Origin of the sequence: Limnothrix sp. FACHB-881 (assembly GCF_014698135.1) — a bacterium.
In the GTDB taxonomy this organism is placed as follows: domain Bacteria; phylum Cyanobacteriota; class Cyanobacteriia; order CACIAM-69d; family CACIAM-69d; genus CACIAM-69d.
On the sequence record NZ_JACJSN010000003.1, the window covers coordinates 255,087 to 268,870 of the forward strand.

General features: G+C 57.7%; 11 protein-coding genes. 3 read left to right on the forward strand and 8 right to left on the reverse strand.

Going from position 1 to position 13,784, the window contains the following annotated elements; translation table 11 throughout:
* Window positions 1–29 precede the first annotated feature (29 nt).
* A complete protein-coding gene (cobS, locus tag H6G52_RS05180) occupies window positions 30–950 on the reverse strand; it encodes an adenosylcobinamide-GDP ribazoletransferase (protein WP_190526867.1) in 921 nt (306 codons plus the stop codon).
* 542 nt (window positions 951–1,492) lie between these two features.
* On the opposite strand from cobS, the gene H6G52_RS05185 reads away from it, so the two are divergent.
* Entirely contained in the window at window positions 1,493–1,945 is a 453-nt protein-coding gene (locus H6G52_RS05185; protein WP_099531653.1) for a hypothetical protein, read from the forward strand.
* A gap of 308 nt (window positions 1,946–2,253) precedes the next feature.
* On the opposite strand, the gene H6G52_RS05190 is transcribed toward H6G52_RS05185, so the two are convergent.
* The 7 genes from H6G52_RS05190 to H6G52_RS18895 all read right to left on the reverse strand — a co-directional run bounded on the left by H6G52_RS05190 (window position 2,254) and on the right by H6G52_RS18895 (window position 9,942).
* Window positions 2,254–3,024 carry a response regulator transcription factor gene (locus H6G52_RS05190; RefSeq protein WP_234406456.1) on the reverse strand — a complete coding sequence of 257 codons (771 nt, stop codon included), beginning with the start codon at window positions 3,022–3,024 and terminating at the stop codon, window positions 2,254–2,256.
* Between the two features lie 657 nt (window positions 3,025–3,681).
* A complete protein-coding gene (locus tag H6G52_RS05195) occupies window positions 3,682–4,584 on the reverse strand; it encodes a Tab2/Atab2 family RNA-binding protein (protein ID WP_099531654.1) in 903 nt (300 codons plus the stop codon).
* Between the two features lie 223 nt (window positions 4,585–4,807).
* Complete coding sequence (locus tag H6G52_RS05200; RefSeq protein ID WP_370567673.1) at window positions 4,808–5,572, reverse strand: carbohydrate ABC transporter permease; 765 nt, start codon at window positions 5,570–5,572, stop codon at window positions 4,808–4,810.
* Between the two features lie 115 nt (window positions 5,573–5,687).
* On the reverse strand, window positions 5,688–6,539 hold the full coding sequence (gene ccmA / locus H6G52_RS05205) for a heme ABC exporter ATP-binding protein CcmA (RefSeq protein ID WP_190355889.1): 852 nt from the start codon (window positions 6,537–6,539) through the stop codon (window positions 5,688–5,690).
* Between the two features lie 143 nt (window positions 6,540–6,682).
* Window positions 6,683–7,147, reverse strand: coding sequence for a cupin domain-containing protein (locus H6G52_RS05210; protein WP_190526871.1), 465 nt, complete (start codon window positions 7,145–7,147; stop codon window positions 6,683–6,685).
* Window positions 7,148–7,332: 185 nt separating this feature from the next.
* Window positions 7,333–9,009, reverse strand: coding sequence for a glycosyltransferase family 39 protein (locus tag H6G52_RS05215; protein ID WP_190526873.1), 1,677 nt, complete (start codon window positions 9,007–9,009; stop codon window positions 7,333–7,335).
* A gap of 102 nt (window positions 9,010–9,111) precedes the next feature.
* Window positions 9,112–9,942: a hypothetical protein gene (locus H6G52_RS18895; protein ID WP_190526875.1), complete on the reverse strand. Its 831-nt coding sequence runs from the start codon at window positions 9,940–9,942 to the stop codon at window positions 9,112–9,114.
* Window positions 9,943–10,433: 491 nt separating this feature from the next.
* On the opposite strand from H6G52_RS18895, the gene H6G52_RS05225 reads away from it, so the two are divergent.
* Both H6G52_RS05225 and H6G52_RS05230 read left to right on the forward strand, forming a co-directional pair.
* On the forward strand, window positions 10,434–12,845 hold the full coding sequence (locus H6G52_RS05225) for a ribonuclease R family protein (RefSeq protein WP_190526877.1): 2,412 nt from the start codon (window positions 10,434–10,436) through the stop codon (window positions 12,843–12,845).
* Between the two features lie 137 nt (window positions 12,846–12,982).
* Window positions 12,983–13,780 (forward strand): carbonic anhydrase, encoded by a 798-nt coding sequence (locus tag H6G52_RS05230; protein ID WP_190526879.1) that lies wholly within the window; start codon window positions 12,983–12,985, stop codon window positions 13,778–13,780.
* The last annotated feature ends 4 nt before the right edge of the window (window positions 13,781–13,784 follow it).

The following is a 13,784-nucleotide window of genomic DNA, read 5'->3' on the forward strand; positions in this document are numbered from 1 at the left end:
GTCGCTGGATATCTATCAGCCATTGGGCATCAGCCATTGGGAGACTGTTGCAGTGTGGCCATCAAACACAGCAGCAGCGCTTCAGTCCACTCCACGATCGCCCCGTAGGTATCGCCCGTTTGGCCGCCCAATTGTCGGTTAAACCAAGCACCCGTCAGCAGGGCGATCGCCCCGCCTCCCAAGGCCAGCCCCACCGCTGGCAGCCAACTGCCCGGAAACAACACCCCATAAAGCGCACTGAAACTGAGGGCCAGCGCCCAACCGGGCAACAAATTCCAGGGCGATCGAATCGCATCCTTGTGCATTCGCCCCTTCCCCTTGGGTCGTAGGTAGGGATAAGACAAAATGGCCACCACCTGCCCCCAACGGGCCCAGGCCGCCACCGCCGCAATCACCAGCCAGCGAGCCTGCGCCAAATCCGCCAGAGCCACCGTTTTTAACAACAGAATTGCGGCCGCAGCCATGGCCCCAAAGGCTCCGGTGGTGCTGTCGGCCATCACGGTCAAACGGCGTTGGGGATCTTGCACCGCCAGCCCGTCGGCCGTGTCGATCGCCCCATCGAGATGCAACCCTCCCGTCAAAGCCAGCCAACCCAACACCGCGATCGCACTGCGCGTCAGGATTGGTACCCCAACCCAGCCCAACACGCCATCCCCCAAACCCACCAACAGACCCAAAAACGCCCCAATCAACGGCGCAAGGCGAGCAATGCCCCGAAAGTCCAAGGATCCTTGCCAGGGAACAGGCAACACCGTATAAAACGCCAACCCCGCCAGCAAGTGCAACCCTGCCGATCGCCAGGGTTGCCACCAAGGGTCACGGGGCGATCGGGGCGATCGGCGCGGTGAGGGTTTAGATGAAGACTTGGGCGCAGGGTTAGGCGCAGGGTTAGGCACAGGGTTAGACGAAGAATTAGCTGCCGAGTTAGCCGATCGTCGGGGTTCCGTCATAGGGAGCAATCTCCATTCATTTCAACTCCGCTGCGGCTTTGGGAGCCAGCTTTGAGCAATCGACAGTCAAACTGGGGACGATGGGCCATTTCCCCTGCTCGTCCATCAGGTTACGCGCTCGGTGAGTGGTAAGGGCCCGTTGGTAGTTGTTACCCTGGAAATTACTGAGCGTTTTTGCTTCTTTCTCTCTCCGTAGAACTACGGTTCCATTTCGATTAAAACTATCGAAATAGATGAATCATCATTCCGATTTGGTTTGAGATTGGGTTTGAGCGGTTCCGATCGCTTTCGATGGGCTTTCGATCAGTGCAAAACGAATCATTCTTGGGCATCAATTTTGCTGCTGCTTCTCGCGGGGAAGCAATACGGAGATCGGCCCATCGATCGGTTCAATCATCCTGATTTTTTGCCAGTTGGCGATCGCTCTCGATCTGAGTTAATCTCAAGCCAACAACTTCAGTAATTTTCTCAGCGCACAAGTGAAGACCTTCCGATAAGATCGAGCAAGATATCTTTAGGCGTGCGCCTCAGCTTGGGTTGTCATGAACAAACGTCCATCTACAACGCAATTACCGGCTCCCTGCATTGTCGATCGTGGCATCATTGCCAACAAGCAGGATATGCAAAAACTGCTCGCTGGGCTGAATCGGGTGCGCTACACGCATATCCAGGACGGCACAACCACGAGCACTGGAGAAGGTCTCGTCCTTGATGTCTTTGCCGATGAGCATCAGGCAACGTTGGTTGCGAACCGAACGCTCTACCTGAATGTTTGTAGCTTTGATTATTTAGAAATTGGCCAAACAACGGATTTGGAACCCTATTTCTATTTAGTTCAAGACCGTAGACAACTACAGCTCTATCCCCTATCGAATCCGTTGCAAGAGCAGCGATCAACGGACTTTGACGATGCGGCCCTTGATGCCGTATTCGATCGAGTCTTGCTGCGAAACTTTGAAGCGGTTGATGACGATGAAGAGCGGTTTTATCTGTAAGGTTGATCCATCAAGAAGATCAGCCTTTCAGTAAACGCCTTTGCACCGATTGTCGATTTTTTTCGAACTACGTCTTCATCATGTCTTCATAATTGATGAGCCTCCAACCCACTGACCCATTGAGTTAGTGTGCGAGCCATGGCCTCGGAGCGTCAATCGCTTCACGACCAACGTCTCCGAGTTGAGCCGCTCAATTGTTGAATCAGAGCACCAATCCCCGGGACGAGGGGGGCTTTTGTCCCGGGATTGGTAGCCTGCCCACAAAATGGACTGGTAACGAGCTGGCCGCAAAATGGGCTGGCTGGGTTCTAGGGGTCGCCGGTCGTGAGGCCGAATCGATAGCCCTTGCCATAGACACTGTGAATCACTGGGGGTTCGCCCACGGCTTCGATCTTGCGTCGCAGCAGGCGAATTTGGGCCGCCAGGGCATTGCTGCTGGGGCGATCGCCCGTGGGCCACAAATGGCCATAGATCTGGTCATGGGTCAGCACTTGCCCCGGATGGCGCATCAGGTATTCCAATAGACAGGTTTCCTTGTCAGAGAGTTCAATGAGCCGATCTCCCCGATAGGCCAACTGGTTATCGCAATCGAGGCCGAGATCCTGCCACTGCAATCGGCCGGGGCGATCGGTTCCCGGTGGGGTTTCTGGGGCCTCGTCCGGGGTGGTTCGGGGCCGTCGCAACAGGGCCCGCACCCGCGCCAGCAACTCCCGCAACTCAAAGGGTTTCACCAGGTAGTCATCGGCTCCGGCATCCAACCCCGCCACCCGATCGTCGATCGTGTCCTTCGCCGTCAAAAACAACACCGGCACACCCTGACCCATTTGGCGCAGGCGTTGGCAAATTTCCACCCCGCTGATTTCTGGCAACATCCAATCCAAAATCAGCAAATCGTAGGTGTTTTGGCTGGCCAGTTGATAGCCCGCTTGCCCATCACTGGCCACATCAACGCTGTAGCCCTCGCGGGTCAAAAGCCGACTGAGCGGATCGGCCAACGCTTGCTCATCGTCCACCAGCAAAATTGTGGCAATTTCCGCCTTCGGATCGCTGGTTGGGGGCATGGGGGTGATGCGTTCCATGGTTGTTGCCAGTTAATGCTTGCCAGTTGATACTTGCCAGTTAATGCTCGATTAATACTTGCCAGTTGAAAATCACTGCCTGAAGAAGGCCAGTGGCCAACGCTTGCTAGGTTAATCGGCTCTGCCAGGTTGCTGCCTTCCTGAAAAACGTGCTAGCTTGAATGGCAATCAGGCCTAGTCCGCCATTTAACGCGAAACAGCGGGCATTCAGCCTTCGGGCAATGTCCAAGTTTTAGCAGTTGGCTCAAGGTGATTGAGGCTCTTTGAATAAAGCAGGAGGTGATGCCCATGGGTAGTAGCAGTAGTATGTCTCAGGGTTTTCAAGTTGGAGGATACTGGCTGTGTACCGGGCTGGTTGCCTAGGTAAGCCCTCCCTCTTCAAAAAGGGTCACGTCACTCGACGGGGCGGTTAAAGCTTTCGCAATACCCGGCAGTTGAGTTTCAAGTTGATAACCCGCTAGACCGCTCCTATCCGTTGTTTCGGGTAGGAGCGGATAGTTTTTGGGGGTTTGAGCGTGTTTTTTTGAGCGTGTTTTGATGGAGGGCTGCGGTGCGATCGCGCTGGGCGGATTCCCAGTTGCCTTGGATTCTTGCGTTGTTGAGGTTGAGCTTGAGATTTAGTTTGAAGTTGAGCGTTTGAGGTTTAGCGTTTGGGGTTTAGCTGTCGCGGCGATCGCGCATGAGCCAAAAGCCCGCAAAGCGCTCCTCATCGGGGTTCGTTTGCACCGCCAGAAAATGCACTCCTTGGGCCCCTTGCTTTTGGGCTTCAAAGGTTTGTCCCTCGGCTTTTTGGGCCGCATTGGGCAAGGTCGAGAGCACCCAAGCATCACCAATGCCGGTTTCCAAAATCACCCGATCGGGAAATTCCTCCCGATCACTCGACAGGCTGGAAGGCTTCACCTGTTGTTCAATCCGCACAAAACCCATTTCCAAACCCGACATCCAAGCGGAGATGGCCATGGCCCGAGGCGAAAAAATCAGCAACCCGGGAATTGGCGTATCGGGCGCTAGGTTGACCATGGACAAGGGAAACGCCTCGCCAAAGTCGATCGCCCATTCATGCAGCTCGCCAAAGGCCGACGCTTCCAGGGAAACAAAGGCCCACTTTTGCCCCAACAGCGCATCGGGCAAGGGCTGGGCGGCCGGTGGCGGCATGAACACGCCTGCCGTTTGAGCGGTGGCTTGGTAGCCCGGTTCTTGGGGATAGACCGTTTCGAGCCGATCGGCAATCCAATCCTTGATGGCGTGGGTGCGGTGGCTGAGGGCGCAGGGCAACTCCGCATCCTGGCAGGCTTTGACGATCATGTTCTTCATGGCCTGCCGGAAAAAGCGAATCCGGCTGGGGGCCTGGCCTGCCTTGACGATCGCCTCTTCGATCGCCTGCATCAGGGTCACGGAATTGACCTCGCTGTTGGAGCAATATTTGCTGTAGCGAAACAGGGATTGCCAATCGGCCCGCGAGTCAGTGGGACTCTCACAAATCAAGATTTCCCAAACCTTTTTTTGGTCTGCATCTAAAATCGGACGCGAGTAAAAATCCAGTTCCCAGATAACGGCCATTGCTAAAAAATTTGCCGGACGGCTAAGTTGAGGCTTGCGGTTGGTCAGCGACCCGGGCAGAAGCTGGGCGATCGGGCGATCGGCCCCATGCCAAACCCCAGGACACTAAAATTCCAAACCGTCTCAACTGTACCGTTCCGTTGAAACGGGCGATCGCTCAAAAACCGGTGAAATCATCCCTTGCGGCATGGGCTGAACCCAAGGCAACAGCCCTAACCGTTGACTAACCCTTCACGCCACTGCCCGTTTCGCTGGGCACAATGTAGTTTTGCATCACCAAAAAGAAAGCCAAAATTGGGGCGATCGAAATGACTGAACCCGCCGCAATCAAGCGCCAGTCGAGGGAAAACGTGCCCGACAACCGCGCCACCCCCAGTGGCAATGTGTAGTAATTCGGGTCATCCAAAATCAGCAGCGGCCAGAGAAAATCGCTCCAAGCCCCAATAAACACAAAAATTGCCAGGGTAATCAGCGCCGGCCGCACCGATGGCAACATCACATGCCACCAAATTCCCAACTCAGAACAGCCATCAATTCGGGCCGCTTCTTCCAAATCCTTCGGCACGCCCATGAAGGCCTGGCGCATCAAAAAAATGCCAAAGGCCGAGGCGATCGCCGGGAAAATTAAGCCAATAAAACTATTTCGTAGCCCTAAATTCACCGCCAAAATATAGAGCGGAATCATCACAATTTGGAAGGGAATGGCAATGGTGGCCACGATCGCGCTAAAAATCCATTCCCGTCCCTTAAACGACAACCGCGCCAAGGGATAGGCCGCCAAGGAACAGATCAATAAGTTCAACGCCACGGTTAACCCTGCCACCAGGGTGCTGTTGAGCAAATATTGCGCAAAGGGGGCGCTCGTCCAGGCTTTGACAAAATTTTCCAAGGTCGGCGCGGCGGGAATCAGCCGAGGCGGAAAGGAAAAAATATCTTCCGTGGGCGACTTCAAAGATGTGCCCATCAGCCAGAGCAAGGGCAACAACATCACCAGGGCGATCGCCCCCAAAAGCACATATTGAGCCAGGGTTTTCCAGGGCGATGCTTTGGAACCGAAAGTCTGGGGAGTGGTTTGATCAATTTCCATGCGCGGTTGCCCCCAGTTAATCCAGTTGGCGGCCTGTCAGCTCCACAAAGATATCCTCTAGGTTCGATGGACGCACCATCAACCCGGTTTTCACTGCCTGGGAATCTAAATATTGATTCGCTTCCAAAAGGGTGGGGAAGAATTTGTAATCCCAGCGATCGGCCGTTTGTTTCATGACCAATCCTTCCCCATGTTTGGTGCGCAAATCTTGCAGCGTTCCCAGCTCAATCAGTTGGCCCGCGTCCATAATGCCGATGCGATCGCACAGATACTCCACTTCGTCCATGTAGTGCGTCGTCAGCAGCATCGTCATACCACCGCGATTGAGGTCGCGAATAATTTCCCACAGACGGCGGCGCGTTTGCGGATCCAACCCCACCGTTGGCTCATCCAAAAATAAAATTTCCGGCTCATGCAACAGGGCGCGGGCAATTTGCAACCGACGCTTCATCCCGCCCGACAGGGTTTTCACGAGACTATCGCGGCGATCGCCCAGTTCCACATAGTCCAACCAGCGATCGATCCGCCCTTGGCGCTCTTTGGCGGGAATGTGGTGCAGCCGGCCGTGAAATTCCAAATTTTCCCAAACGGTTAAATCGCCATCCACGCTGGTTTGTTGCAATACCACGCCAATTTGTTGCCGCACCTGCTGCATTTGGCGAGCCACATCAAACCCCGCCACCTGAATTTGTCCAGCCGTGGGGCGAGTGAGGGTGGTGATCATCCGAATGGTGGTGGACTTGCCCGCGCCGTTGGGGCCCAGCAGCCCAAACATTTCTCCCGCTTGAATCTCAAAGCTGAGATCGTTCACCACGGGGCGATCGCCATAGATTTTTTGTACGTTTTGCAGGGAAACCGCCGCGCCCATTGTTTTCTTGCCTGTGAATTGCCCAGCCTGTAACAGCTTTGTAACACTGGCTTCTACTGTACCTGTTTGGGTTAAACAACGGTTTCCGAATTCCACAGGCGGCGGCTCCCATTAACGCCAATTAACGCGCCAACTAACGCCAATTAATCCGTATCCTGATCCGCCGCCGGGTCATAGAGCACCACGTTTTCCTGTTCGTTGGGGTCATTGCGGGCCACCAACGCTTGGGCCGGTTCGCTGGTGCTGAGGTTGTGGGGCTGGTGGGGAACGCCAGCGGGAATGAAAATGAAGTCGCCCGCCTCGTGGATGATCGATTGTTTCAGCCCTTTGCCATAGCGAGTTTCAACCCGTCCTTGGAGCAGATAAATCGCTGTTTCATAGTCCCGATGGAAGTGGGGTTCGGCTGCCCCCCCGGGCGGAATAATCACCAGGTTCAGGGAAATGCCCCGGGATCCTGCGGTGGCTTCTGAAATGCCCACAAAGTAGGGCAATCGCTGGCGCGTGAGGGTTTCCGCGTCGGGGCGAACGGTCACAATTTCACCGTCAATGGCTTGATCGACCGGTTTCGGTTGAGTGGGCTGAGCCACCGAATCGCGTTGATCGGGCATAGGGGCCGATGGTGACGACTCGATCGAGGCAGTAACGGGCATCCCTGATTGATCCATGGTTCCGAAGCCGGCTCGGCCGGTTTGAACGGGTTGAGTTTGAGCGGGTTGAATTTGAACGGGTTGAATTTGAGCGGGTTGAGCGAGACCAGTCCAGCAAATTCAGCGCGATCGACAGTGGCTAGTGGCTAAGTTGAGGGACGATCGGGCGCGGGGCGATCGGGGGTGGAGGATTCCAAACGCCACAGATTCCACCAACTGGCCCCAAAGGGAACCAACCGCTGACCCCGCTGCTCGATCGCCTGGCGGAGATCGGGGGATGGACTAAACAAAAAGGTGTTGGGGCGATCGGGCCAGTTCAAGCCTTGAAAACTGGGAGCCAGCCAAACAGTAACACCGCGAGATTTCAGGCGATCGCTGGCGTGGCTCAAGGCCAAAGCGGAAAGGGAATACCCAGGGATATCGGTCATCACCAACAGGGGGCGATCAATTTCTTTCAGGGCTTTGGCAATTTCGACAGAAACGGTTCCCCCCTTGCTCCACCAGGACAATTGCCAGGAGCGTGCTCTGGCGGCGTTCAGGTTAGCAACCAGCAGCAAAATCGCCAACAGCGCCGCAAAACAGTGGGGCATCCAGCGCCAGCGAAATAGATAGAACGATAGGGGCTGGGGCCATTCTTGGACAGGCTTTGGGGTAATTTGCTCGCAGGTCGTGACAATCCAGTTGGCCAACACCACTTGCATCCCCAAGAGCAAGGGGAACTGGTAGCGAATGATGGAAGCCATCGTTCGATCCATCACAATCGCAGGCAGCCAGACCAGCAAGAGGAACGGGGCCACTGCACTGAGAACAAACCCCTTGAGCAAGGGTTCTCCCGATCGCCAACATCCCACCAAGGCCACAATCATCCACAGGGTCACCAGCAGGCAGGGAACATCGGTCGCCGTTGGGAAGGAAGCCCAAAGATTCGGTTGGTTATCCCACAGGGTGGCGGCAAAGGCCCGCAGGGCTGCCCAACGGTGAATTCCTGGGGGGCCCGCCTGACTGAGCCAGGCCAGGGAGGCGGCTGATTGGGTTTGGACTCGATAGAGCACCCAAATCCAAGGAGAAATGGCCAGCAGGGTTCCAACGGCGGCGATCGCCCAAGGGATTGCCCGTCGCCAGTTCCGATCGCCCGATCGCCACAGCCAAACCCCAACCCAAAGGCCATGGCCCAGCAGCACAAACCCCCCCAGCAAATGGCTATACCAATTCAGGGTGAGGGTTATTCCATACAGCAACCAGTGGGGCCAGGTGGAATGACGCAGCGATCGGGCTAAAAATCCGCTGGACAGCACAAAAAAAATCAGCCAGATCACATATTCCCTCGCCTCCTGGGCATAGAGAATTTGCAAGGGAGACAGGGCTACCAACACCGTGCCCACCCAAGGCAGGCTGGGACGCTGGCTCAGTTGCCGCAGGAGCCAAAAAACACTGGCCAGCAGGATCACCCCCATGATCGCCGTGGCGGTGCGGAGGCTGACGATCGTGTTGCCAAACCAGTCGGCCCAGACGCGCACAAACAGGTAATACAGGGGCGGGTGATGGGCATCGTGATTGGCGAGGGATGTGACCATATCCCAGGTGGTCTTTTGGGGTTTTGTCGATAGGCTGTGCCATAGGTCGGCCAAAACCTGTTCGCGCCCCTGCCACAGTTGGGTGAGATCCAATTCCGATTGGACGGCGATGTGCTGCAATGTCGCCAGTTCGTCATACCAAGGCAGGAACTGGCCTAAACCGGAAAATCGCAGCAGGCAGCCAATGGTGATTAGCCCAATCGATCCCCAAACCAACCAACGTGGTGCTCGCATTGCTCGATCGGTCATGGTTTCTGGGTCATGGTTTCTGGGTCATGGCGTTGTCGATGTCTCGCCAGTTTCCTGGTTATAGCTCATGGCCTTTGGGCCCCAAGCCTTGCCAGTCGGGCCCTAAAAGTCCGGGTCATCGGCTAGGGTTTGCAGGTGCTGCAAGAACTGCAACAGTTCCCGATCGGTCAGTTGGGCCCGGGTGCGCTTACCAAAGGCCATTTGTAAATATTCCACGCCCTGTTGCTTGTTCCAGCCCAAACGCTTCATCAACACGTCTGTTTGGGCGATCGCGTCGGATAAGTCCGTGGGTGCGGGCGCGGGCGCGGGCGCAGGGGCCGGCGTGGGCACAGGGATAGGGGTGGGCGCAGGCGGGCTGGCGACACGGCGCGATCGCTTGGGGGCAGGAGCCGGGGCTGGCTCTGGTTCCGGCTCTGGGGGCCATTCTGGTTCCATGGTCGGCAAGGGGTCGCTCGCCCCATGCTCAACCTCGTAGAGATCCTCATAGCCGGGCGATGTGGATTCCAGGGTTGGATCCAGGGTTGGATCCATGCCCGATCGACCGTCAAATCGATCGGGCGATCGATCATCAAATCGGTCACTGACCACATCAACCATCGGCGCGGCCAGGGGAGCCGGAATCGGGGTCGAGATGGGGGCTGCAATTGGGGTCACCACCGACAAGGCGGCCGGAAGCTGATAAGCAGGGGTGCTGCTGATCAGTTGGGCCTGCCCCCGATCGGCTGGTTCCAAAAACAAACCCACCGCTTCCAGGGCCCGCAACCGGGCCCGATCCTCGGCTTCCTCCAGTTGCTCCGAAGCGCCAAACCCCGTGGCCAACACCGTGCCTTCCAGGGTGACGGCCGCCCGCACAATAAACTTTCCCTGATTCACTTCAATGATTTCGGATGTGAGGCTGCCGTTGGGATAACGGGCACGGAATTCGGCAAACATGGCACAAACCGATCTCGGTTAGGTGGGCGGGCTGAGCAAACGGGGGGATGGCGGCGATCGTGCGGCTAGGGTAACCCGCGTGTCAATGATTGACAAGGTGCACGCCACGCTCTAGCGTAGATGGGCCCGAGCGCAGCCGCTCCCTCCAGTGTGTTCCTGCATTGATTTGGTGTTTGGAGTGTCTTTGGACGAGGGTTCCCATCGACCACCCCCTCCCAATGCCACAACGCTGCAACTTCGATCTTGCCGGTTCAAGATCTTGCAGCACCCAATGCGGAACCCTTCCGGCCCTAGCTCGAGTGACGCTTGTGGATTTCCCGCCCGATCGATGCGACGGGCCCCGACCAGCAACGCTCCAGAGGCATAGGGATCGTCGTCAGTACGGTTAATGTTCATGGCATTCAACAATGCTGTTCGCAGCACTGTGATGGCTGTCGCTCGCGCCTCATTCGCCCCATCCCATTCTCTGTGCCCGGAGGTTGACGCGCTTCATGGAATTTTCGATCGCTTCCCTACTCGCGAGCTTTACCTCAGAAAAGTCGCTCACGCCAAAGGTTCTTGAACAAAAGTTGGGCACTCGCGAAGGACGCGGCAATCGCCAGCTTCAGATTGCCCTGGACGCACTGGAAAAGTTGGGGATTTTGAATAAGGAGCGCGGTCGCTATCGCCGGTTGGAACAGGAGGGCATGTTTGAGGCCAAGCTGCGTTGCTCTAGCAAGGGGTTTTGCTTTGCCATTCAGGATGACGACGACGCGGAAGATGTCTATGTGCGGGAATGTCACCTGAATCATGCCTGGAATGGCGATCGGGTGTTGGTGAAGGTGATCAAAGAGGGCGGCGGTCGCAGTCGGCGGCGCAGTCCCGAGGGCCATGTGGAGCTGGTGCTCGATCGGGCCAATTCGTCCCTGTTGGCCCGGGTGGAAAAGGGCGAGGACGGGATTTTTCGGGCAGCTCCTTTGGACGATCGATTGCTGTTCCGGGTGGAACTGGACACCAGCGGGGTGGACTTGGACGCGATCGTCAACTACCTGGTGAGCGTGGAAATTGTTCGTTACCCGATCGGGCAGTTGCCGCCCTTGGGCCGCGTGATCAAGGTGTTGGGGGCCGATGCGGACGCGGCGGCTCCGGCCGACATTGTGGTCTGTAAGTATGGGCTACATGAAAGCTTCCCGGAGGAGGTTTTGGCGGCGGCGGCGGCGTTACCAGCTCCGGCGGACAGCTTGAAGGCGAGCGCCATTCAAGGACGGTTGGATTTGCGATCGCTGCTGACGGTGGCAACGGTGACCGCCACGGCCGGAGAGCTGCCCCCGGTGATCGATCGGGCCATTACCTTGGAAACCAACCCGGCGGGCCATATGCGGTTGGGGCTGCATGTGCCCGATGTGGCTCACTATGTGGAACCGGATTCACCGCTCGATCGCGAAGCCCGGCGGCGGGGTGTGGCGGCCGACTTGGGGGCCCAATGGTTGCCGCTGTTCCCGGCAGATCTTTACGCACGCCATGGTTCCTTGGGTCTAGGGTGCGATCGCCTGGCCACTTCCGTGCTGCTGACCTTTAATGATCAGGGTGAATTACTGGAGTTTGAAATTCATCCCAGTGTGGTGCGGGCCGATGCCACCCTGACGGAAGCCCAGCTCGATGCGTTCTTGGACGGCAACCAGGCGGATCCGGAGTTGCCCCAAGCCCCCGCGATCGGGGATTTGTTGACCCAACTGAAAACCCTGGCGGCGGCCCTGCGGGGACAGCGGCTCAGCCGAGGCGGGTTTGATCTGAGCGGTTACCGAGGGCTAACCTCGTTTGATCGCGAGGATGTGCCCGGTGCGCCGATCGCCCCGATCGGGATTGCCCCCACAGCCCGTGTCCTGTTAGCGGAAGTGACGATCGCCGCCAATGCCGTGGTGGCCAGCCATCTGCAAGCCCTGCAAGTGCCCACGCTCTACCGAGTGCAAGCGGCCCCCAGTCCCGGGGATGTGCAGGAAACCCTGCGGTTGGCCGGCAACCTGGGCTTGGAGCTGACCCTAGAGCAGCCGGATCAAGTGACCCCCCGCGATGTGCAACAGTGGCTGCAACAGGCCACCGACGGCGACACCCGCAAAATCCTGAATCGTCTGTTGGTGGAAGCCCTGAAGCCAGCCGCTTACAGCCACGAACCCCGCTCCCACTTTGGTTTGGCCCTGCCGGTTTACACCACCCTCAATGCGCCCACCCGCCATTACGGAGACCTGTTGGTGCAACGGAGCTTGAACACCCTCTTTGCCAAGGGGCGCGATCGACGCACGGCCCGCAGCAAAGAAGGCGTGAATTTGCACCACAGTTCTTGCCATGGGGCGATCGGCTGGAACCTGTTGCCCACGGAAGATCAACAGGAGTTGGAAGCCTCGATCACCAGTGCGGCCTGGCTGCTGAGCGATCGGGAACGATTGATCCAAGAAGCCGCCGCCGACAGCCACGGCCTCCGCAAAACCGCCGCCATGCGGGCCCGAATTGGCGAAACCTTCAGCGGACCGATCGTGGGCGTGCAGTCCTACGGCTTCTTTGTGGAACTAGAGGCCTTGGGCATTGAAGGGCTGGTGCATGTGTCCTCCCTCAAGGACGACTGGTACGAGTATCGATCGCGCCAGCAAATGTTGATTGGTCGCAAGAGCCGCCGCCAATACGCCCTCGGGGGCCGTGTGGAAGTGGAAGTGCGCGGCGTGGACTACTACCGCCAACAGATTGACTTGGTGGCCGTCAGTGGCGGGGCCGAGTCCAACTTTGATGCGCTGGTGGACGATGAGGACGAAGCCGATGATTCGGATCTGACCTTTAGCTACGGGGCTGAGGAGCCGGAAGAATCGGATCTTGTGGATCTCCGCGAGCCGGACGATTTGGAAGCGCCCCTCGACGAGTTCGACGACGACTAGATCCGCTGCCTATCCTAGAGGGAGCGATCGCCCCGGTGATCGCTCCTTTTGCTTGGGAACTGGTTCCTGAACGTTGGTTCCTGAACATTGGGAATCGGGAACTAGAAATCGGGCCATTCAGAAGTCAAGAGCAAGCCATGAAACGTCGTCAGTGGTTGTGGCAAGGATCCCTCGCGCTGGGCGGGGCCCTTGGGGGTTGGGCTGGATTTGGCGATCACCCCGTTCGGGCCGCCACCCGTTGGAGCTATGACGGCCCCACCGGCCCCAACCACTGGAGCGAGCTGGATCCTGCCTTTGCGACCTGTGGCCTCGGTCAGCGCCAATCCCCGATCGATCTGGCTGCCCAGAAACAGCTTGGGCCCGTGGATTTGCGGCTAGATTACCAATCCGTACCCCTGACGGCTCGCAACACGGGGCGATCGATCTTTGTGGACTGCCCGCCCGGCACTTGCACCTTGCATCTGGGCGATCGACCCCATGACCTCTTGCAATTCCACTTTCACCACCCCAGCGAGCATCACCGCGCCGGTCGCACCTTTCCCGCAGAAGTGCATTTTGTCCACCGAGATCGGGCCGGATCCCTATTGGTGTTGGGCCTTTGGTTAACGGCCGCGCCAACCCAGTCCACCGCTTCCCAGCTCGATCGAGCCGCCCCCCAACTGTTGCAAGACTTATTAGCCCGCGCGCCGATCGCCCTCGGAACCAGCCTCGATCGTGCTTGGCAAGGGAACCCCGCCAACCTGTTGCCCCCCATCCCCCGATCGCTCTACCACTACCAAGGCTCCCTCACCACGCCCCCCTGTTCCGAAGGGGTGACTTGGTTGCTGTTTCCAGAACCCCAGGCGATCGCCCCCGCCCTGCTCACCGAGTTGCAAACCCGATTGGGAACCAACGCCCGCCCCCTCCAGGCCCAGCTTGCCACCCCCAAAGCCTAGGCCG